Source organism: Vulcanithermus mediatlanticus (assembly GCF_055385885.1).
In genome coordinates, this window is the sequence record NZ_AP042385.1 from 1,634,738 (window position 1) to 1,653,121 (window position 18,384).

The following is an 18,384-nucleotide window of genomic DNA, read 5'->3' on the forward strand; positions in this document are numbered from 1 at the left end:
ACTTGGGTAGAGCGTTCTTCAAAGGAGGGGAGATGGCGATACGCGTAGCGGTCCCAAAGGAGTCGGTGCCAGGCGAGCGCCGTGTGGCGGTGACCCCTGACGTGGTAGCGAGGATGCACAAACAGGGGTATGAGGTATGGGTTGAACGGGGCGCAGGCCTGGAGGCGTTCTTTGTTGACGAGGCCTACGAGCAATCTGGGGCCAAGCTCATCGATGATCGAGATGCTCTTTTCGCCGAGGCTGACTTGGTCCTCAAAGTTCAGCCACCGGCGGAGGATGAGGTCGCGCGCATGCGCGAAGGCTCGATCGTCGTTGGTTTTCTTCAGCCCCACAAATACCCAGACCGGGTACGCCGTCTGGTTGAAAAGGGCGTCAATGCATTCGCCCTGGAGCTGATCCCGCGCATCACCCGCGCCCAGGCCATGGACGTGCTCTCGAGCCAGGCGACGGTGGCGGGGTATCAGGCCGCGCTGCTTGCCGCCGAGCTCTCGCCTAAGTTCTTCCCCATGCTGACCTACGCCGCGGGGACCATCCGGCCGGCGTTGGTCCTGGTCCTCGGTGCGGGGGTGGCGGGGTTGCAGGCGATCGCCACCGCCCGGCGTCTTGGTGCCCTGGTCGAGGCTTACGACGTGCGCCGTGCTGCGGGAGAACAGGTGCGTTCGCTCGGCGCGAAGTTCCTCGAGCTCGATATCGACGCCGAGACCGAGGGCGGCTACGCGCGGGAGCTGACGGAGGAGGAAAAGGCCCGCGAGCGTCAGATGGTCGAGGACGCGGTGGCCCGCGCCGACGTGGTGATCACCACCGCTCAGATTCCTGGTCGGCCCGCGCCGCGGCTGGTCACCGAGGCCATGGTTGAGCGGATGCGCCCGGGCGCGGTGATCATCGACCTGGCGGCGGAGTCGGGTGGCAACTGCGAGCTCACGGTTCCCGGTGAGAAAGTGGTTCACCATGGGGTGACGATTTACGGCCCGACCAACGTCCCATCCCAGCTTGCGGTTCACGCTTCCGAGATGTACGCCAAGAACCTGTTCAACTTCATCTCGCTCTTGACGGGAGACGGAAAGGCTTTGCAGCCGGACTGGGACGACGAGATTTTGGCCAAGAGTGTGTTGGTTTGGGACGGCATAATCAAGCACGAACCCACCAGGAAGCTGCTTGAGGAGGCGGAATGATCGACCTGGGTTTTTGGCCAACGCTTTATATCTTCATTCTCGCAGCGTTTACCGGCTACGAGGTGATCAGCCGCGTTCCGGTGATCCTGCACACGCCGCTGATGTCGGGGTCCAACTTCATCCACGGCGTGGTGGTGGTGGGGGCGATGTTCGCCCTGGGCCATGCCACCACACCGCTTGAGCAGGCGATTGGCTTTGCCGGGGTTTTGCTCGGGGCAGCCAACGCCGCCGGGGGGTATGCGGTCACCGAGCGCATGCTGGAGATGTTTGAGCGCAAAGGCAAGGGGGGCGAGGCATGACCTGGATCATCCAAGCCGTCTACATCGTCACCGCCTTTGCGTTTATCTACGCGCTCAAACAGATGAGCCATCCCAAAACCGCCCGGCAGGGCGTGGTCTACGCCGGCATCGCCATGGCCGCGGCGGTCCTCGTGACCTTCCTTTGGCCAGGCATGCAGAACCTGGGGCTGATGGTGGTCGCCCTGGTGCTGGGTGGCGGCGTGGCCTGGTGGGCGGCCAAGGTCGTGGCTATGACCGACATGCCCCAAATGGTGGCGATCTACAACGGCATGGGCGGTGGCGCGGCCGGGACGATCGCCGCAGTCGAGCTGCTGGGCGGCAATTTGGAGCCGGCGCTGGCGGCGCTGGCGGCGCTCGGCGGTCTCATCGGGGCGGTGAGTTTTTCCGGTTCGCTCATCGCTTTTGCCAAGTTGCAGCGGTTAATGAAGGAACGCCCGATCACCTTCCGGGGGCAGCAGGCCTTCAACCTGATCTGGCTCGCGATCACCGCGGTCCTGGGCGCGGTGTTGGTCTTCACCCAGCCGGTGAGCCTGATCATGTTGTTCTTCGTCATGGCGTTGATCTTCGGGGTGCTCATGACGCTGCCCATCGGCGGGGCCGATATGCCAGTGGTGATCAGCCTCTACAACGCCTTCACCGGTCTTGCGGTGGGCTTTGAGGGGATCGCGCTTTCCCAGCCCGCCCTGATGGTGGCGGGCACGGTGGTGGGCGCGGCGGGCACTCTGCTCACTCAGCTGATGGCCAAGGCCATGAACCGCAGCCTGGCCAACGTGCTCTTTGGTGCCTTTGGCGCCGTGGAGCAGGAGGCCGAGATCGAGGGCGAGATGAAGCCCATTGGGGTCGATGACGTGGCGGCGATGATGGCTTATGCCTCCAAGGTCATCATCGTGCCTGGCTACGGTATGGCGGTGGCCCAGGCCCAGCACAAGATCAAGGAGCTCATGGACGAGCTCGGCAAGCGCGGTGTGGATGTGAAGTTCGCCATTCACCCCGTGGCCGGCCGCATGCCCGGGCACATGAACGTGCTCCTTGCCGAGGCCGGTGTCCCCTACGACAAGCTCTATGATCTCGAGGACATCAACCCTGAGTTCGAGACCGCCGACGTCGCTTTGGTGATCGGCGCGAACGACGTGGTGAACCCCGCCGCTCGCCGCGAGGGCAGCCCGCTTTACGGCATGCCCATCCTCGACGTCGATCAGGCCCACAACGTGATCGTGATCAAGCGAGGTCGGGGCAAGGGATTTGCCGGCATCGAGAACGAGCTCTTTTTCAAGGACAACACGCGCATGCTCTTTGGCGACGCCAAGGACGTGGTCACCAAGCTCGTCCAGGCCATCAAGCAGTACTGAACCTGCCACCGGCCCTGGGGGCGCCGCGAGAGCCGGTGCCCCCAGGGGGGTGGCAGGGAGGAAGAAAAAAGGCCCGGGCTTTGGCCCGGGCCTTTCCATTGGGGGCTTAAACCCCTGCTTTCTGCCTGAGTTCCTCGGCGCGGGCGGTGGATTCCCAGGGGAACCCTTCGCGTCCGAAGTGGCCGTAGGCCGAAGTCGGGGTGTAAATCGGCCGGAGCAGGTCGAGCTCCTCGATGATCGCCGCCGGTCGGGGGTCGAAGACCTGGGCGGCGAGATCGGCGAGCTTGTCGTCGGCGAGCTTGCCGGTGCCGAAGGTCTCGACCCGAATGGAGACCGGGCGGGCTTTGCCGATGGCGTAGGCGAGTTCGACCAGCGCCCGGTCGGCGAGGCCTGCGGCCACGATGTTCTTCGCCATGTAACGGGCGTAATAGCTCGCCGAACGGTCGACTTTGGTGGGATCTTTTCCGGAGAAAGCGCCGCCGCCGTGGGGGACGACCCCGCCGTAGGTGTCGACGATGATCTTCCGGCCGGTAAGACCGGCATCGGCGTGCGGTCCGCCCAGAACGAACTTGCCCGAGGGGTTGATCAGGTACTCGGTCTCCTCGCTCAAGAGCCCTTCCGGGATTGCTTTCTTGATGACCTGCTCGACGATGTCCTTTTCGATCGCTTCCCGGTCAACATCCGGCGCGTGCTGGGTGGAAAGCACGATGGTCTTGACGAAGAGGGGGCGGTCGTTCTCGTAGACGACCGTGACCTGGGCCTTGCCGTCGGGGCGGAGGTAGGGGAGAATCCCCGATTTCCGCGCCTCGGCCAGGCGCATGGTCAGCGCGTGGGCCAGCGTAATGGGCAGGGGCATGAGCGACGGTGTTTCGTTGGTGGCGTAGCCGAACATCAGCCCCTGATCTCCGGCCCCCAGCTTGTCCTTGGGGTCCGAGGAGTTGAACACCCGAACCTCGTATGAGGCGCTCACCCCGCCGGCAATGTCCGGGCTCTGTTCGTCGATCGCGGTGATGACGGCGCAGGTGTCGGCGTCAAAGCCGAATTTGGCCCGGGTGTAGCCCACCTCGCGCACCGTTTTGCGAACCAGCCCCGGGATGTCGACGTAACCTTTGGTGGTGATTTCGCCGGCCACGAAGACGAGGCCGGTGGTGACCATCGTTTCGGCCGCGACCCGTGAGCCGGGATCCTGGGCGAGGAGCGCGTCCAAAATGGCGTCGGAGACGCGGTCCGCGAGTTTATCCGGGTGTCCTTCCGTGACCGATTCCGAGGTGACAAGTTTCCTCAACTCTCGACCTCCTTAAAAAGTCCGGCCCCAGGGGCCGGATTAAGAGTATAGCACGGCCGGGCGAATGACCTGTAATCGGTCAACACATCTGAGACTCTTTTGGGGACCGACTCCGCTTGCATTCTAGCCAGGAACTCAAGAGGCGCAAGGCCGTTGAGCGCACGATGGGGCCTCCTGCGGTTGTAGTAGTCCAGATAGGCGTCGAGCTCCCTTTGGAGCTCGGGGATCCGGGAAGGCAACGGCCGGGTGTAAAACTCCTCCCTGAAGGTCCGCTGCATCCGCTCCACGTGGCCATTGAGCTTGGGACTTCTCGGGGGCAGCACGAAGAGCTCGATACCCAAACGTTGGCAAGTTTCCTCAAACTCGGCCATGAACTCGCTGCCACCGTCCACCTGAATGGCCCTGACGGGAAAGGGGGCCTGGGTGATGAGGTGGGCCAGAAAGCCAGCTGCCAGGTTGGCGGTGGCCCGGGTGTGCACCTCGGCCAGGGAAAAGCGGGTGTAAAGGTCTACCGCCGAAAAATGCTTGACGACCTCCCCGGGTCCTAGGGTCACGGTAAGGGTGTCCACCTGAACCAGGTCGCCGGGTGAGGAGGCGACGTAGCTTTTGGGTTTCCTCCTGGCGTAGGGGCGCCTGGGCCTTCGCTTCACCTTCCCCCGTCTCGCCCGGGCCAGGAAGGCGGCCACGCTTTCAACACGACGGTGCGCTCCCAGGTGGGCCAGGATGCGGCCCACGGTGCGTTCGCTAACCCCAAAGCCTTGCTTCCCCAAGGCCAGCCAGATCGGCCAGCGGCCCCAGGTGGGGTTTTGCTTCCTCAAAGTTTCAATCGCAATGAGAAGTTCGGGCGTCCAGTGGAGCTTTCGTCGCAACCGCCTTGGGCGTTTGGATCTGGGCCCAAGGCCTTTGAGGCCTTCTTCCCTGAGTCGCTTTTTCCAGCGGTAGTAGGTGGCTCGGCTGATTCCCACCAGGGACTGGATCTCGGACCAGCCCACCTTGTGTTTCCGGAACGCCTCGACTTGTTTGAGCTTTCGCAGACGGTCTTGGACCGTGGGGTCGCCCGCTCCAGCCTCCTGGAGCACCTGGGCTTTCCTCGCCCCCCTCCATACCTCCCGGCCAACCGTTGTAAGCTGCATACGTGGGGACCTCCTCTCTCCTGGAGTGGTCCCCACATTCTTATCGATTCGGTCTCACATGTGTCTGTCCGGGTTCATGACCCCGCCGTGGCCAAAGCCACGGCGGGAGCCCTAAAAACGTGGACGGTGGCCATACTCTTCCCGGCGTGTTGAAACGCCCATGGGCACTCGCTCAGTCCTCGAATCGCTTGAAGAGGAGCACCGCGTTTTGGCCGCCGAACGCGAACGAGTTCGAGAGCGCGTAACGGATCGGTTGCTCGCGGGGTTCGTTCGGAACGAAGTCGAGGTCGAGCTCGGGATCGGGGTCGTCGTAGTTGATGGTCGGGGGGAGGATGCCGGAATAGAGCGCCTGGACCGTGGCGATGCCTTCGACCGCTCCGGCCGCCCCCAGCAGGTGGCCGGTCATCGACTTGGTGGAAGAAACCGCGAGGCGCTTGCTCGCCTCACCGAACAGCTTTTTGATGGCCAGGACTTCCGCCCGGTCGTTGAGCGGGGTGCTGGTGCCGTGGGCGTTGATGTAGTCGACCTCCTCGAGGCCAATGCCGGCGTCCTCGATGGCGGCTTTCATGGCCAGCAGCGCGCCGCGACCCTCGGGGTGGGGCTCGGTGATGTGGTGGGCGTCGGCGCTGCGCCCGAAGCCGACCAGCTCGGCATAAATCCGGGCACCGCGGGCCTTGGCGTGTTCGAGGGTTTCCAGAACCAAAACGCCCGCCCCCTCACCGAGGACGAAGCCGTCGCGGCTTTTGGTGAAGGGCCTCGAGGCCTTTTCCGGCTCGTCGTTGCGGGTGGAAAGGGCGCGCATCACCGCGAAGCCACCGATGGCCATGGGAGTTACCGCCGCCTCGCTGCCGCCGGCGATCATGACGTCGGCCTTGCCCGAGCGCAAGACCTCATAAGCGCTTCCGATGGCGTCGGCACCGGTGGCGCAGGCGGTGACCACGGTCGAGGAGGGGCCCAGGAAGCCCCAGCGCATGGCCACGTGGCCTGAGGCCATGTTGGCGATGACCATGGGGATGAAGAAGGGGGAGAGCCGGTGGGGCCCCCGCTCGAAGTAGATCTTGAACTGATCCTCCCAGGTCTGGATACCGCCGATGCCGCTCCCGATCAGGGTGCCGACCCGCTCGGGGTCTTCCTTTTCAGGGTCGATCCCCGCGTCCTTGAGCGCCAGCTCGGCAGCGATGAGGGCGAGCTGAACGAAGCGGTCCAGCCGCTTGATCTCCTTGCGGCCGAGGTACTGCTCGACCTCGACGTCGACTTCCGCCGCGATCTTCACCGGAAGCCGGTAGGCTTCCACGTCGTAGCGGGTGATGCGGCGCACACCGCTTCGCCCCTCGAGCTGGGCCTGGTGGAAAGCCTCGGCGCCTACGCCGATCGGCGTCACCGGACCGAGGCCGGTGATCACGACCCGAGACATGGTCCTATCCCATGCGGGACTGGATAAAGTTGACCGCGTCGGCGACGGTGCGGATCTTTTCCGCCTCTTCGTCGGAAATCTCCAGGCCGAACTCGTCTTCCAGTCCCATGATCAGCTCGACGATGTCGAGGCTATCGGCCCCGAGGTCTTCGATGAAGCGGGCCTCGGGCACCACCTTTTCGGCTTCGACGTCCAGTTTTTCCACGATCACTGCCTTGACTTTGTCAAAAACGTCCATAGTCCGCCTCCAGGGGGGGATTTTAACACGGGCGTTCAGTGGGGGGTGAGACCGCCGTCGATGCAGATCGTCTGCCCGTTGATGTAGGCTGCATCGTCGCTGGCGAGGAAGGCCACCAGCTTGGCGACTTCCTCCGGTTTTCCGAATCGAGCGGCGGGGATTTGCGCAAGGTAGCTTTCGCGAAGGGTTTCGGGGAGATTCGCGGTCATGTCGGTTTCGATGAATCCGGGCGCCACCGCGTTGACCGTGATGCCGCGGGCGGCGTACTCCTTGGCCACGCTTTTGGTGAACCCAATGAGCCCCGCTTTCGCCGCCGCGTAGTTGGCCTGGCCGGGGGTGCCGAGCAGCCCCGAGACGCTGGCCACGTTGATGACGCGGCCGTACTTTTTCCGCATCATGTGCTTGATGGCCTCGCGAGTGGTGAAAAAGGCCGCGTTCAGGTTGGTGGCGATGACCTGTGACCAGTCTTCGTCTTTGAGCCGGACCAAAAGCCCGTCGCGAGTGATTCCGGCGTTGTTGACCAGCACCTCGAGGCCACCGAACGCTTCGATCACCGCGGCGACCAGCCCTTTGGCCTGGTCCTGATCCGACAGGTCAGCGGCGAAGACCTCAACCCGCGGCGCTCCCTCGGCCGCGACCTCTTCCGCTACCTTGAGCGCGAGTTCTTTTCGGCGGCCGTAATGGATGGCCACCGCGTAACCCCGACGGGCCAGCTCGAGGGCGATCGATCGGCCGATGCCCCGACTCGAGCCCGTCACCAGCGCGCGTTTCACTTCCATAGCGTCCTTTATACCGTATCCGCGAGCTCGTCGGGTCCCTCGATGCTCCGCGCCCGGGCCTCGGGGAGGGTTCGCTTGAGCAGGCCGGTCAGGACGTTGCCCGATCCGAACTCCAAAAAGGTGCGGAAACCGTCGGCCCCAAGCCGGGTGAGGATGTCGACCCAGCGCACCGGAGCGGTGACCTGCTCGATGAGCAACGCCTTGGCCGTCTGAGCGTCGGTGACCGGCTCTGCGCTGACGTTGGCGTAGACGGGAAAGGCGGGGTCGTTGAAGGCCGTCTCTTCGATGGCGGCGGCGAGCTTTTCCGCTGCCGGTTGCATCAGCGGCGAGTGGAAGGGGGCGCTGACCTTGAGAAAGACCACCCGGGCCCGCTTGGCCTTGAGCATCCTGGCCGCTTCCTCCACCGCTTCCCGGTACCCCGAGATGACTGTTTGCCCGGGGGCGTTGAGGTTGGCGATCCAGACCCCCTGAAGCCCGTCGAGGGCAGCCTCGACCGCTTCCCGGTCGACCTTCAAGACCGCGGCCATGGCGCCGCGGCCGACCGGTACCGCCGCCTGCATCAACTGTCCGCGCAGCCTGACCAGGCGGAGGGCGTCCTCGAGGGAAAGGCTGCCAGCGGCGACATAGGCGGTCCACTCCCCGAGCGAGTGCCCGGCCGCGGCCTTTGGCGCTTGCCCCCCGGCTTCCAGGTAGGCGCGAAACGCGGCGTAACCCACCGCGAGCAGCGCTGGCTGGGCGTTCTCGGTCAGGGTCAGGGTTTGCTCGGGACCCTCGAAGATCAGCGAGAGCAAGCCGGGCAGGGTGGCCTCGGCTCGGTCGAGAACGTCTTTGGCTGCCGAAGAGTACGCGTAGAGGCGTTGTCCCATCCCCACCTTCTGGGAGCCCTGTCCGGGGAAGAGTGCTGCGATCATCGCGTCCTCCTAGGCCTCGTACCAGGTGTGCACCGCCGCCGCCCAGGTGAGCCCGGCGCCAAAGGAGACGAAGAGGAGATGGTCGCCCGAATGAACCTTGCCGGCCTCGAGGGCCTCTTTGAGGGCGATGGGGATGGAGGCGGTGGAGGTGTTGCCGTACTTGTGCAGGTTGACGATCACCCGCTCCCAGTCCAGCCCGAGCCGCGCACGCGCCGCGTCGACGATCCGGAGGTTGGCCTGGTGGGGAACGAAGAGGCTGATGTCTTCCTTTTTGAGTCCGGCTTTTTCGATGGCCTCGATGGTGGCGGTGTCCATCACCCGCACCGCGAACTTAAACACTTCCCGGCCGTTCATGTAGATGGTGCGCCCGGTGCGGACGCCGCCGGGAAGGCTGCTCGCAAGGGCCCCCATGTGCAACGCGCCACCGCCGCTGCCGTCGGCACCGAGAACGAAGGAGCGAAAGCCAAAGCCCTCGGGGACCGGTCCTACGATGGCGGCCCCGGCGCCGTCGCCGAAGAGGACGGCGGTGGAGCGATCGCGCCAGTCGGTGATTTTCGAAAGCACCTCGGCGCCGATGACCAAAACCTTCCTCGCCAGGCCCATTTGCACCTGACCGGTTGCCTGGGCGAGCGCGTAGAGCCAGCCCGGGCAACCGGCCAGGAGGTCGTAGGCGGCGGCGTTCAGCCCGAAGTGATTCTGGACCAGGGCCGCGGTGTTGGGAAAGAAGGCGTCGGGCGCGTTGGTGGCCACCACCACCTGGTCGACGCCCTCGAGGGCCGCCTCGCCGTGGCGGGCGAGGAGGTCCTCCACCGCCTTGACGGCGAGGTCGTAGGCGAACTCGTTGATCTCGGCGATTCTACGTTCCTTGATTCCGGTGCGGCTGGTGATCCACTCGTCGGAGGTGTCCAAAAAGGAAGCGAGGTCCTCGTTGGTGAGAACCTTACTCGGAACGTAGGTCCCGAGGGCTAAAAGCCCGACGGGCATGTTAAGCCTCCGAGACCTCGAGGACCTTCTCGCCTTTGTAGTAGCCGCACTCGGGGCAAACGGTGTGCGAAGGCCTGGGCGCGCCGCAGTGAGGGCAGGGGCTGAGGTTGGGTGCGGTCAACGCGTGGTGGCTCCGCCTTTTGCCTTGGCGCGATTTGGAAGTCTTTTTCTTAGGCACCGGGTGTTTGGCCATTGCAATCCTCCTCTGGCCTCAAGCAAGGCCGACTGGGCATTATAACAGATTCCTCGCTAGTCGAGTTTTGTCAAAAGCGCTCCCAGACCCGAGAGGGGGTGGGGCGGTTCCGCTTCCTGGGCGTGTCCGCAGTCGACTTCGTTCCGGTTCGCGCCGCAGACCGGGCAAAGCCCGGCGCAGTCTTCCTTGCAAAGCGGCGCGAGCGGCAATTCCACGACGAAGGCTTCGGCCAAAAACCCCGAGAGGTCGAGGTCGGGCGCGCCGAAAAAGTAAACGTCCTCTTCCGGTTCTTCCACGAGCTGCACGCCCTCGGTGCCGGGCTGGTAACGGAGCAGGTGCTGGAAGTAAGCGTGCACCGGGACCGGGGTGGGGGCGAGACAACGCCGGCACTCCATCATCGCGGTGCCGTGGATCTCGCCGGCCAGCCAGAACTCCTCGCCGACGTTGGTCACGGTGACCGACCACTTGGCTTCTTCGGCGAGCGCGATCCGTTCTTTCTCCAGGCCGATGGCGTCCTCAATCACCCCGCTCGCTTCCTTAGTGCCCGGGGCCTCGAGGATCTGGGCCAGGTTGATGCTTTGGATCCGCTTCAGGTCCATCCCTCCCACGTTAGAACCGGGGCCCGGTTTTGTCAAGGCGTATGCACACGCTATGCATAAATATAGGAAAGCGCCAGGAACGCGGGATCTGGGTTTTTCTGCTACCATTGACCTGGTATGGAAACCGTGGCGATCTTGGGTGTTCCGATGGATCTCGGCGCAGGGCGAAGGGGTGTGGACATGGGGCCGAGCGCGATGCGTTACGCGCGGCTGCACGAGGCGCTCGCCGAGCTCGGGTACCAGGTGCTCGACCTCGGCGACATCGAGGTTCCGGTGGTCGAGACCCTTGCCGAACGCAGCGAACCGCCCTACCACGTCGACGAGATCCGGGCGGCGTGTGAGCGGCTCTATGCCCGTCTGGCGACGCTGGGACGGGGCGTGTTCCCGCTCATTCTGGGTGGCGACCACTCCATCTCCATCGGCTCGGTGGCCGGGGTGACGCGGGGGCGGCGCACCGGGCTTTTGTGGGTAGACGCGCACGGCGACTTCAACACCCCCGAGACCAGTCCTTCCGGCAACGTTCACGGAATGCCGCTGGCGAGCCTCCTGGGGATCGGCGACCGGCGGCTGACCGGTGTCGGCGGCGAGGGGGCCAAGGTTCACCCCGAGGATGTGGTTTTGGTCGGCATTCGCTCGCTCGATCCCGACGAACGCCGCTTGCTCAAGACCCATGGGGTGACGGTTTACACCATGACCGAAGTGGATCGCCTGGGCATTGCCCGCATCGCCGAGGAGGTGATCGAGAAGTTCTCGGGCCTGCCCCAGGTCCACGTTTCCTTCGATGCCGACGTCCTCGATCCCGAGATCGCCCCCGGGGTGGGCACGCCGGTTCCCGGCGGCTTGACCTTCCGCGAGGCCCACCTGCTCATGGAGCTCCTGTCCGAGTCGGGGCTGGTGACGAGCCTGGACCTGGTCGAGGTGAATCCGATTCTGGACCGGAAGAACCGAACCGCCGAGATCATGGTGGGGTTGGCGGCGAGCCTCCTGGGACGGCGGATTCTCTAAAGAGCCCGACCGGGGACGGGGCATGGTGGCGGGCTGGGCCGTCTTTGCCCCGGGCGACTGCCTATTCTGGACGCGCCCGCCGCCAGGCCCAACCGGCCAGGGTGGCAAACGCCAGGGTGTAAAGCGCGAGGAAGAGAAGGCTGGTTTGTGGCCAGGGGCGGTCCCGGACCGAGGCCCAGACGAGTTCCGCCCAGTGGCGCGTTGGCAAGGCAACGCTGATGCTCTGCGCCCACCGGGGTAGGATCTCCGGTGGCATCCACAGACCGCCCAGGAAGGAGAGCGGGAGGTAGATGAGGTTTGCCACCGGAAGCGCGGCTCGGGGAGAGAAGAGGTAGGCGAGCGAGACGCCGAGCAAGCCCATGGGCACGGCGCCCAAAAGGAGTGCCAGCGACAAGCGGGTCCAGGTTCCGGCGTTGATTTCGAGGGGTGTGGAAAGCGACCCGGTCAGGGCTACGGCCAGCGCCGCCATCGCGGCGAAGAGGAGGCCGGTGGCGAGCAGGGCGAGCGTTCGGGTCATGGGCGGAGCGGGAAGGGTCTTGAGGTAGGTATACCAGGGATTTTCCCGTTCCTGCGCCGTGTTCACGCCGAACTGGAAGAAGACCACCGTAAAGACGGCGAAGGTCATGAAGCTGGCGGTGAGCTGGTTGGCGACCTGCGTGTTCGTGGCGTTCGGCGCCGCGAACATGATGAAAAAGAGCGGGGGAAACCCGATGGAGGGGATGAGAAAGCCCGGCACTCGGAAGAGAGCGAGGAGCTCGGCCTTAAGGTGGATTCCGACGAGGCGCATCACGTTTTCTCCTGGGTGAGCTTAAGGAAAGCCTCCTCGAGGCTGACCGGGGTGATTTCGAGGTTTGAGAAGGGGTGGCCGTTCGTGACCAGCATGCGGACGAGCCGGTCGGCGTCGCTGGTGTAGATCGTTATCCGGGTGCCGTTTTCGCGAATGGTCTCAAACCCGGGGAGCGAGGGGGGATGCGGGCTCGTAAAGCGAACCTTTTTGACGCCCACCATGGCCCGGATCTCGGCCACGCTGCCCTCGGCCAGCACCCGGCCCCGGTGGAGGATGACCACCCGATCGGCGAGCGCCTCGGCCTCCTCGAGGTAGTGGGTGGTGAGGAGAACCGTGCCGCCCCGTTCGCGAAAGGCGCGGATCTCCCGCCACAAGGCTCGGCGGCTTTCAACGTCGAGCCCGGTGGTGGGTTCGTCGAGCAGTGCCAGCTTCGGGTTTCCGGCAAAGGCCAGGAGCACGGCGAGCTTCCGCTTTTCGCCGCCCGAAAGCGCGGCGGTGCTTCGGCTGGCAAGACGATCGAGGCCCAGCCTCGCCAGCAAGGGCGAGAGGGGGAGCGGGTTTTCGTAGTGGGCCTGGACCAGCTCGATGACCTCCCGAACCCGCAGGGTGGGTGGAAATCCCGTTTCCTGGGGGGTCATCCCCAAAAGGCGGCGGGCGCGGTGGTCGCCGGGGTCCCGGCCGAAGAGCTCGGCCCGTCCCCGATCGGGGCGGATCAGACCGGAGAGGATCTTGACCAGCGTGGTCTTTCCGGCGCCGTTGGGGCCGAGGAGGGCCAGCACCTGGCCACGGTTTAGGGTGAGGTCAACGCCCCGGAGGGCGGGGTGCGCGCGATAGCGCTTATGAACCTGGTAGAGGGCGGCGACGCTCGGCATCAGGCTTTTCTCCGGGCTCAGTTTATCGTTTATAGTTTTCGCGTGCGGGTGATACCGGCGGTTGATATCCAGGGTGGGCGCGCGGTGAGGCTCTTTGAGGGGGATCCCGAGCGGGCAACGGTCTATTTCGAGGATCCTCTCGAGGCCGCGCGCCACTGGCAGGCCAAGGGGGCTTCGTTCCTCCATCTCGTCGATCTCGACGCCGCCCTGGGGCGAGGAGACAACCAGCAGGTCATCGGCCGGGTCGCGACGGCGCTCGACGTCCCCTTTGAAGTTGGCGGCGGGGTTCGTAGCCTTGAGCGAGCGCAGGCGTTGCTGGCACTTGGGGCCCGCCGCGTGGTGGTGGGGACGGTGGCGGTGAGGCAGCCTGAGGTGCTGGCCTCAATGCTCGAGACTCTGGGGCCCGAGAAGGTCGTGGTGAGCGTGGATGCGCGCGGGCTTACGGTGGTGGTCGCCGGCTGGCAGGAGCGAACGGCCCTCGAGGCCACCGAGCTTTCCGCCCGGCTTTGGCACCAGGGGGTGCGGGCCTTGATCTACACCGATGTGCGCCGGGATGGCACCCTCCTCGGTGTTGATCCCACGCTCATGGCCACCATGCGCCGGGCGTGGCCGGGGGAACTCATCGTCGGTGGCGGGGTAGGCTCCGATCGCGACCTCGAGATCTTAAGCGAGCTGGGGGTTGACGGCGTGATCGTAGGCAAGGCCCTCTACGAAGGCCGGGTTTCCCTGGAGCGCTGGGTGTAGGGGGCGATGCCGGAACTCCCCGAGGTCGAGGTCACGCGGCGTTTTTTGGCCCCGCTGGTGGAGGGGCGTCGGATCCGGGGGATCGTCCACAGCGACCCCGCGCGTTACCTGGACACCGAGGCGGCGAAGGGTTTGCGGGTGATCGAGGCCGGCCGCCGGGGAAAGTTCTTGCGTTTTCGCCTCGAGGAAGATCGGGAGCTCATCGTGCACCTGGGGATGAGCGGCGGCTTCCGGCTCCGGCCCACCCGGCACACCCGGGTGGTGTGGGAGGTTGGCGATCGGGTGCTCTATTTCCACGATCCCAGGCGCTTTGGCCGCTGGTGGGTGATCGCAGAGGGCGACGAACGTCGCATACCCTTGCTCGCTCAGATGGGGCCGGAGCCACTCGACCCCGGATTCTCTGCGGCTTTGCTCAGAGCGCGGCTCGAGAGAAGGCGCGGCCCGATCAAGGCGGTTTTGCTCGATCAAACGGTGATCGCCGGCCTGGGCAACATCTACGCCGACGAGTCGCTCTTCGCCGCCGGCATCCGCCCCGACCGCCCGGCGAACACCCTGGAGTTGGCGGAAGTCGAGGCGCTCGTCGCTGCGATTCGCCGGGTCTTGGCCGAGGCCCTCGAGGCCGGTGGCTCCACACTCGGCGACGGCGCCTACCGCTTGCCCGATGCCCGCCCCGGGTACTTCCAGCACGCCCACATGGTCTACGCCCGGGCGGACGAGCCCTGCCGCCGGTGCGAAACGCCCATTGTCCGGATCAAAATCGGCGGGCGGAGCACGCACTTTTGCCCGGTGTGCCAGCGCTGAGCCCCCGCCGCGAACGCAGCAAACGACCGCCAATCTTGCCCGCTCCGTGGGCTCGTTGCCGCCTATGCTATCCGGGTGTATACTGCCAATGTGTGAGCTCCCGCTGAATGGGGGTGGGTTTTGACCCACCCCTTTTTGGGTGAGACCATGGGTGAGTCTTTGGAGAAGATCGCGAAGGATGTCCTGGAGCCGCTTGGGTATGAGGTCCTCGAGGCGGTGCTCCTGGGGAGCGGCCGGGGTCGGGTGTTCAGGGTCCGCCTGGATCGGGCGGATGAGGCGGCGATTACCGTGGCCGACCTCGAGCGGGCCAACCGGATCCTCTCCCTCGAGCTCGACCGGCTGGACCCCATTCCCGGGCGCTACCGGCTCGAGGTCGAATCGCCGGGCCCCGACCGGCCGCTTTTGAAGCGGCGCCACTTCGAGCGGTTTTTGGGGCTCAAGGCCCGGGTGAGGACGGCGAGCGGGCGTTTTCAGGGCACGATTGCCCGGGTGGATGAGGATTCGGTGACTTTCGTGCTGGCGAGTGGCGAGGCGCGAACCTTGAAGCTGGGAACCTTTAGAGCCAACCTGGCCGAGTGGCCAAAGACGCCCAGGTAAGGGCACGGCGCGAGGATTTTGGAGGGAGAACAGGGAGATGAATAAGGAGTTTGTAGAGGCGTTGGAGCAGGTGGCCCTCGAGCGGGGCGTGAGCGCCGATGAACTCATCGACGCGTTCGAAGACGCGCTGGCCAAGGCCTACTTGCGTCAGAAGGGCTACCGGCAAAAGGACATCGACGAGGGGCGGGGGCCGGTGGTCGAGGCGCACCTCGATCCCCGCAGCGGGACCATCGAGGTCATCGAGGTGAAGACCGTCGTCGAGGAGGTGGAGAACCCGGAGCGCGAGATCGCCCTCGAGGAGGCGCGCAAGTACGATCCCGAGGTCGGGCTTGGGGATGAGATGGAGTTCCCGGTTGACCCCGAGGAGTTCTCCCGCATCGCGGTGCTCACCGCCAAAAACGTCCTCACCCAGCGCCTCAAGGAAGCGGAGCGCAACCGTATCTACGAGGAGTACAAGGACAAGGAAGGCGAGGTGCTGACCGGGCAGGTTTCCCGGGTCGACAATCGCCGAAACGTCTACGTCGATCTCGGGCGGGGCGAGGCCCTGATGCCGCCGAGAGAACAGATACCGACCGAGCGCTACCACCCGGGCCAGCGCATCAAGGTCTACCTCAAGGAGGTAAAAAAGAGCGCTCGAGGGCCCTCGCTCATCGTTTCCCGGGCCCACCCCGAGCTGCTCAAGTACCTGATGCGGCAGGAGGTCCCGGAGATCGCCGAGGGTACGGTGGAGATCAAGGCCGTGGCCCGCGAGCCCGGGAGCCGGAGCAAGATCGCGGTCACCAGCCACAACCCCAACGTGGACCCCATCGGGGCTTGCATCGGTCACAAGGGCCAGCGCATCCAGTCGGTCAGCGCCGAACTCGGCCGAGAGCGGATCGACGTGGTGCCCTGGAGCGCCAACGCCCGTGAGTTCATCCGCAACGCGCTCTCCCCGGCGACGGTGGGCAAGATTGAGCTCGACCCCGAGTCAAAACGGGCCCTGGTGTGGGTGAGCAAGGACCAGCACTCGGTCGCGATCGGTCGCGGCGGTCAGAACGTTCGTTTGGCCTCCAAACTGACCGGTTTCGAGATCGACTTCAAGGAAGCCGAGGAGATCAGCGACCTCGAGCAGGCGCTGGCCAAGGCGGCCGAGGCCGACGAGGGCGTGCGGGTGAGCGAAGAGGCCAAGGCCAAGTTCGAGAGCCTGTTCGTCGAGGAACCAAACGAGGCTGACGAGGAGTCGTGATGGGCGCACGGGGTCACGTACCGGTGCGGATGTGCGTCGTGTGTCGTCGGCGCAGGCCGAAGCACGAGTTGCTGCGCATTGTCGTGACCCCGGAGGGTTTCGTGCTGGACGAATCCGGCAAAAAGCCCGGCCGGGGCGCCTATGTGTGCCCCGACCGGCCCGAGTGCTGGGATGAGAAGAAGCTCAGGCGTTTTGCCAGGCATCAGGCCCGGGTGCTCTCGGAGATGCTCCGGACCAGGTTAGGAGGTGGGTCGCGTGCAGAAAATGCGGATATACCAGCTCGCCCGTGAACTGGGCATGGAAACCAAGGAGCTGCTCGACATCCTCGACGAAATGGGGGTGGAGTACAAGTCACACGCTTCCACCCTCGACGTCGAGACCGCGGAGACGGTCCGCGAAATCGTCTACGAGCAGCGCGAGGAGGCGCGGCGACGGGCCGAGGAGGCGCGGCGCAAGGCTTGGCCCAAGCGACCTCCGGTGGTGGTGGTCATGGGCCACGTGGACCACGGGAAGACGACCCTTCTGGACTATTTGCGCCACAGCCGGGTGGCCGAGCGCGAGGCCGGGGGGATCACCCAGCATATCGGCGCCTTCGAGGTCGAGACCCCCGAGGGCAAGGTGGTCTTCATCGACACCCCCGGTCACGAGGCGTTCACCACCATTCGTGAGCGCGGGGCCAAGGTGGCCGATATCGCGGTCATCGTCATCGCGGCGGACGACGGGATCATGCCCCAGACCAAGGAGGCGATCGCACACGCCAAGGCCGCGGGCCTGCCCATGATCTTTGCCATCAACAAGATCGACCTGCCCACGGCCGATGTTGACCGCGTCATGCAGCACCTCATGCAGGAAGGCTTCGTCCCCGAGGCCTACGGTGGGGATGCCATCGTGGTGCCGATGAGCGCGAAGACGGGGAAAGGGGTCGATGACCTCTTGGAAATGATCATCCTGGTTGCCGAGATGGAGGACCTCCGGGCCGACCCCAAGGCCGAGCCCCGGGGCGTTATCCTCGAGGCCCGGGTGGACAAGAAGGCCGGGATTCTGGCCACCCTGCTCGTTCGGCAGGGGACCTTTTCCGTGGGCGACTACGTCCTGGCCGACGACGTGTGGGGCAAGATCCGGGCCATGATCGATTCCTCGGGCAATCAACGCAAACAGGCGGGACCCGGCACCCCGGTTCAGGTCCTGGGATTCCGCGACCTGCCCACGGCGGGGATCGAGGTCGAGTGGGTGCCTGACGAGGTGGCGGCCAAGGAAGTGGCCGAGGAACGGCGTGAAGAGAAGCGGGAGCGCGAACTCGCGAAACAGCGGGCGAGTCGCGCCCGCAGCATGGCCGACCTCCTGCGCCAGATGCAGGAGAGCGAGCAAAACGAAATCAACCTGATCCTGCGCGCCGATACCCAGGGCTCCCTCGAGGCCATCAAGGGCATCCTGGCCCGCGAGGGCGGCGGCGAGGTGAAGATCAAGCTTTTGCACGCCGACCTCGGTGCCCCCACCGAGGGCGATATCTTGCTGGCCTCGACCACTGAGAACGCAGCCATCTTCGCCTTCGGCGTCAACCCCCCCGGCGCTCTCAGGAAGAAGGCCGAGCAAAAGGGCGTGGTTCTCAAAACCTTTAAGGTCATCTACGACCTCATCGACGAGGTTCGCAAGATGGTTGAGGGCCAGCTCGAACCCGAGTATGAAGAGGAGGTCCTGGGCCACGCCGAGGTGCGGGCGGTTTTCCAGCTGCCAAAGGGGGGCAAGGTCGCGGGGTGCTACGTGACCGACGGCAAGATCGTGCGCTCGGCGGAAGTCCGGGTGCTGCGGGGCGGCCAGGAGCTCTGGCGGGGCAAGATCGAGTCGCTCAAGCGGTTCAAAGAAGACGTGCGTGAGGTCGCCGCCGGATACGAGTGCGGCATCAAGCTCGCGGGCTTTGACGACTTCACCGAGGGTGACATTTTCGAGGCGTTGCAGGTCATTGAGGTCGCGAGAACGCGCAGCTGAGCCGTAGGGGA

Annotated in this window: 21 protein-coding genes; 10 read left to right on the forward strand and 11 right to left on the reverse strand. The window is 65.2% G+C overall.

Going from position 1 to position 18,384, the window contains the following annotated elements:
• Positions 1-32 precede the first annotated feature (32 nt).
• The 3 genes from ACZ5BT_RS09480 to ACZ5BT_RS09490 are packed head-to-tail and all read left to right on the forward strand — an operon-like array spanning position 33 to position 2,820.
• Positions 33-1,172, forward strand: coding sequence for a Re/Si-specific NAD(P)(+) transhydrogenase subunit alpha (locus ACZ5BT_RS09480; RefSeq protein WP_464884346.1), 1,140 nt, complete (start codon positions 33-35; stop codon positions 1,170-1,172).
• Positions 1,169-1,471, forward strand: a complete 303-nt coding sequence (locus ACZ5BT_RS09485; protein ID WP_464884347.1) for an NAD(P) transhydrogenase subunit alpha part 2 — start codon at positions 1,169-1,171, stop codon at positions 1,469-1,471. Before ACZ5BT_RS09480 ends, ACZ5BT_RS09485 begins: the two co-directional genes overlap by 4 nt.
• Complete coding sequence (locus tag ACZ5BT_RS09490; RefSeq protein WP_464884348.1) at positions 1,468-2,820, forward strand: NAD(P)(+) transhydrogenase (Re/Si-specific) subunit beta; 1,353 nt, start codon at positions 1,468-1,470, stop codon at positions 2,818-2,820. The genes ACZ5BT_RS09485 and ACZ5BT_RS09490 overlap by 4 nt, the downstream gene beginning before the upstream one ends.
• Before the next feature lie 106 nt (positions 2,821-2,926).
• Here the strand turns inward: ACZ5BT_RS09490 and metK are convergent, their stop codons facing one another.
• The 9 genes from metK to ACZ5BT_RS09535 form a co-directional block, all read right to left on the reverse strand.
• Positions 2,927-4,105: a methionine adenosyltransferase gene (metK, locus tag ACZ5BT_RS09495; protein ID WP_464884349.1), complete on the reverse strand. Its 1,179-nt coding sequence runs from the start codon at positions 4,103-4,105 to the stop codon at positions 2,927-2,929.
• On the reverse strand, positions 4,102-5,238 hold the full coding sequence (locus tag ACZ5BT_RS09500) for an integrase core domain-containing protein (protein WP_464884350.1): 1,137 nt from the start codon (positions 5,236-5,238) through the stop codon (positions 4,102-4,104). Before ACZ5BT_RS09500 ends, metK begins: the two co-directional genes overlap by 4 nt.
• 172 nt (positions 5,239-5,410) lie before the next feature.
• Complete coding sequence (gene fabF / locus ACZ5BT_RS09505) at positions 5,411-6,652, reverse strand: beta-ketoacyl-ACP synthase II (protein ID WP_464884351.1); 1,242 nt, start codon at positions 6,650-6,652, stop codon at positions 5,411-5,413.
• A gap of 4 nt (positions 6,653-6,656) precedes the next feature.
• Positions 6,657-6,890, reverse strand: coding sequence for an acyl carrier protein (gene acpP / locus ACZ5BT_RS09510; protein WP_464884352.1), 234 nt, complete (start codon positions 6,888-6,890; stop codon positions 6,657-6,659).
• A 35-nt stretch (positions 6,891-6,925) separates the two neighbouring features.
• Entirely contained in the window at positions 6,926-7,663 is a 738-nt protein-coding gene (fabG, locus tag ACZ5BT_RS09515; RefSeq protein WP_464885814.1) for a 3-oxoacyl-[acyl-carrier-protein] reductase, read from the reverse strand.
• Between the two features lie 14 nt (positions 7,664-7,677).
• Positions 7,678-8,580 carry an ACP S-malonyltransferase gene (gene fabD / locus ACZ5BT_RS09520; RefSeq protein ID WP_464884353.1) on the reverse strand — a complete coding sequence of 301 codons (903 nt, stop codon included), beginning with the start codon at positions 8,578-8,580 and terminating at the stop codon, positions 7,678-7,680.
• A 9-nt stretch (positions 8,581-8,589) separates the two neighbouring features.
• Entirely contained in the window at positions 8,590-9,564 is a 975-nt protein-coding gene (locus ACZ5BT_RS09525; RefSeq protein WP_464884354.1) for a beta-ketoacyl-ACP synthase III, read from the reverse strand.
• Between the two features lies 1 nt (position 9,565).
• The gene (gene rpmF / locus ACZ5BT_RS09530; protein WP_464884355.1) at positions 9,566-9,757 is read right to left on the reverse strand and encodes a 50S ribosomal protein L32; all 192 of its coding nucleotides are present in this window, start codon (positions 9,755-9,757) and stop codon (positions 9,566-9,568) included.
• A gap of 56 nt (positions 9,758-9,813) precedes the next feature.
• A complete protein-coding gene (locus tag ACZ5BT_RS09535; protein ID WP_464884356.1) occupies positions 9,814-10,356 on the reverse strand; it encodes a YceD family protein in 543 nt (180 codons plus the stop codon).
• Positions 10,357-10,473: 117 nt separating this feature from the next.
• Between ACZ5BT_RS09535 and rocF the strand changes: the two genes are divergently transcribed.
• Positions 10,474-11,361 carry an arginase gene (rocF, locus tag ACZ5BT_RS09540; RefSeq protein ID WP_464884357.1) on the forward strand — a complete coding sequence of 296 codons (888 nt, stop codon included), beginning with the start codon at positions 10,474-10,476 and terminating at the stop codon, positions 11,359-11,361.
• Between the two features lie 61 nt (positions 11,362-11,422).
• Here rocF and ACZ5BT_RS09545 read toward each other — a convergent pair whose 3' ends face one another.
• A complete protein-coding gene (locus ACZ5BT_RS09545) occupies positions 11,423-12,148 on the reverse strand; it encodes an ABC transporter permease (RefSeq protein ID WP_464884358.1) in 726 nt (241 codons plus the stop codon).
• Entirely contained in the window at positions 12,148-13,020 is an 873-nt protein-coding gene (locus tag ACZ5BT_RS09550; protein ID WP_464884359.1) for an ABC transporter ATP-binding protein, read from the reverse strand. Before ACZ5BT_RS09550 ends, ACZ5BT_RS09545 begins: the two co-directional genes overlap by 1 nt.
• Positions 13,021-13,062: 42 nt before the next feature.
• Between ACZ5BT_RS09550 and hisA the strand changes: the two genes are divergently transcribed.
• The 6 genes from hisA to infB all read left to right on the forward strand — a co-directional run bounded on the left by hisA (position 13,063) and on the right by infB (position 18,373).
• Positions 13,063-13,764 carry a 1-(5-phosphoribosyl)-5-[(5-phosphoribosylamino)methylideneamino]imidazole-4-carboxamide isomerase gene (hisA, locus tag ACZ5BT_RS09555; protein WP_464884360.1) on the forward strand — a complete coding sequence of 234 codons (702 nt, stop codon included), beginning with the start codon at positions 13,063-13,065 and terminating at the stop codon, positions 13,762-13,764.
• A gap of 6 nt (positions 13,765-13,770) precedes the next feature.
• A complete protein-coding gene (gene mutM / locus ACZ5BT_RS09560; protein ID WP_464884361.1) occupies positions 13,771-14,565 on the forward strand; it encodes a bifunctional DNA-formamidopyrimidine glycosylase/DNA-(apurinic or apyrimidinic site) lyase in 795 nt (264 codons plus the stop codon).
• 147 nt (positions 14,566-14,712) lie between these two features.
• The gene (gene rimP, locus ACZ5BT_RS09565) at positions 14,713-15,162 is read left to right on the forward strand and encodes a ribosome maturation factor RimP (protein WP_464884362.1); all 450 of its coding nucleotides are present in this window, start codon (positions 14,713-14,715) and stop codon (positions 15,160-15,162) included.
• 37 nt (positions 15,163-15,199) lie between these two features.
• Complete coding sequence (gene nusA, locus ACZ5BT_RS09570; RefSeq protein WP_464884363.1) at positions 15,200-16,387, forward strand: transcription termination factor NusA; 1,188 nt, start codon at positions 15,200-15,202, stop codon at positions 16,385-16,387.
• On the forward strand, positions 16,387-16,677 hold the full coding sequence (locus ACZ5BT_RS09575; RefSeq protein ID WP_464884364.1) for a YlxR family protein: 291 nt from the start codon (positions 16,387-16,389) through the stop codon (positions 16,675-16,677). Before nusA ends, ACZ5BT_RS09575 begins: the two co-directional genes overlap by 1 nt.
• Entirely contained in the window at positions 16,643-18,373 is a 1,731-nt protein-coding gene (infB, locus tag ACZ5BT_RS09580) for a translation initiation factor IF-2 (RefSeq protein WP_464884365.1), read from the forward strand. Before ACZ5BT_RS09575 ends, infB begins: the two co-directional genes overlap by 35 nt.
• Positions 18,374-18,384: the final 11 nt, after the last annotated feature.

Coding starts and splice junctions, on each gene's coding strand:
- ACZ5BT_RS09480 (WP_464884346.1), top strand. CDS start 33: ATGGCGATACGCGTAGCGGTCCCAAAGGAGTCGGTGCCAGGCGAGCGC.
- ACZ5BT_RS09485 (WP_464884347.1), top strand. CDS start 1,169: ATGATCGACCTGGGTTTTTGGCCAACGCTTTATATCTTCATTCTCGCA.
- ACZ5BT_RS09490 (WP_464884348.1), top strand. CDS start 1,468: ATGACCTGGATCATCCAAGCCGTCTACATCGTCACCGCCTTTGCGTTT.
- ACZ5BT_RS09500 (WP_464884350.1), bottom strand. CDS start 5,238: ATGCAGCTTACAACGGTTGGCCGGGAGGTATGGAGGGGGGCGAGGAAA.
- fabF (WP_464884351.1), bottom strand. CDS start 6,652: ATGTCTCGGGTCGTGATCACCGGCCTCGGTCCGGTGACGCCGATCGGC.
- acpP (WP_464884352.1), bottom strand. CDS start 6,890: ATGGACGTTTTTGACAAAGTCAAGGCAGTGATCGTGGAAAAACTGGAC.
- fabD (WP_464884353.1), bottom strand. CDS start 8,580: ATGATCGCAGCACTCTTCCCCGGACAGGGCTCCCAGAAGGTGGGGATG.
- ACZ5BT_RS09525 (WP_464884354.1), bottom strand. CDS start 9,564: ATGCCCGTCGGGCTTTTAGCCCTCGGGACCTACGTTCCGAGTAAGGTT.
- rpmF (WP_464884355.1), bottom strand. CDS start 9,757: ATGGCCAAACACCCGGTGCCTAAGAAAAAGACTTCCAAATCGCGCCAA.
- ACZ5BT_RS09535 (WP_464884356.1), bottom strand. CDS start 10,356: ATGGACCTGAAGCGGATCCAAAGCATCAACCTGGCCCAGATCCTCGAG.
- rocF (WP_464884357.1), top strand. CDS start 10,474: ATGGAAACCGTGGCGATCTTGGGTGTTCCGATGGATCTCGGCGCAGGG.
- ACZ5BT_RS09545 (WP_464884358.1), bottom strand. CDS start 12,148: ATGCGCCTCGTCGGAATCCACCTTAAGGCCGAGCTCCTCGCTCTCTTC.
- ACZ5BT_RS09550 (WP_464884359.1), bottom strand. CDS start 13,020: ATGCCGAGCGTCGCCGCCCTCTACCAGGTTCATAAGCGCTATCGCGCG.
- mutM (WP_464884361.1), top strand. CDS start 13,771: ATGCCGGAACTCCCCGAGGTCGAGGTCACGCGGCGTTTTTTGGCCCCG.
- rimP (WP_464884362.1), top strand. CDS start 14,713: ATGGGTGAGTCTTTGGAGAAGATCGCGAAGGATGTCCTGGAGCCGCTT.
- nusA (WP_464884363.1), top strand. CDS start 15,200: ATGAATAAGGAGTTTGTAGAGGCGTTGGAGCAGGTGGCCCTCGAGCGG.
- ACZ5BT_RS09575 (WP_464884364.1), top strand. CDS start 16,387: ATGGGCGCACGGGGTCACGTACCGGTGCGGATGTGCGTCGTGTGTCGT.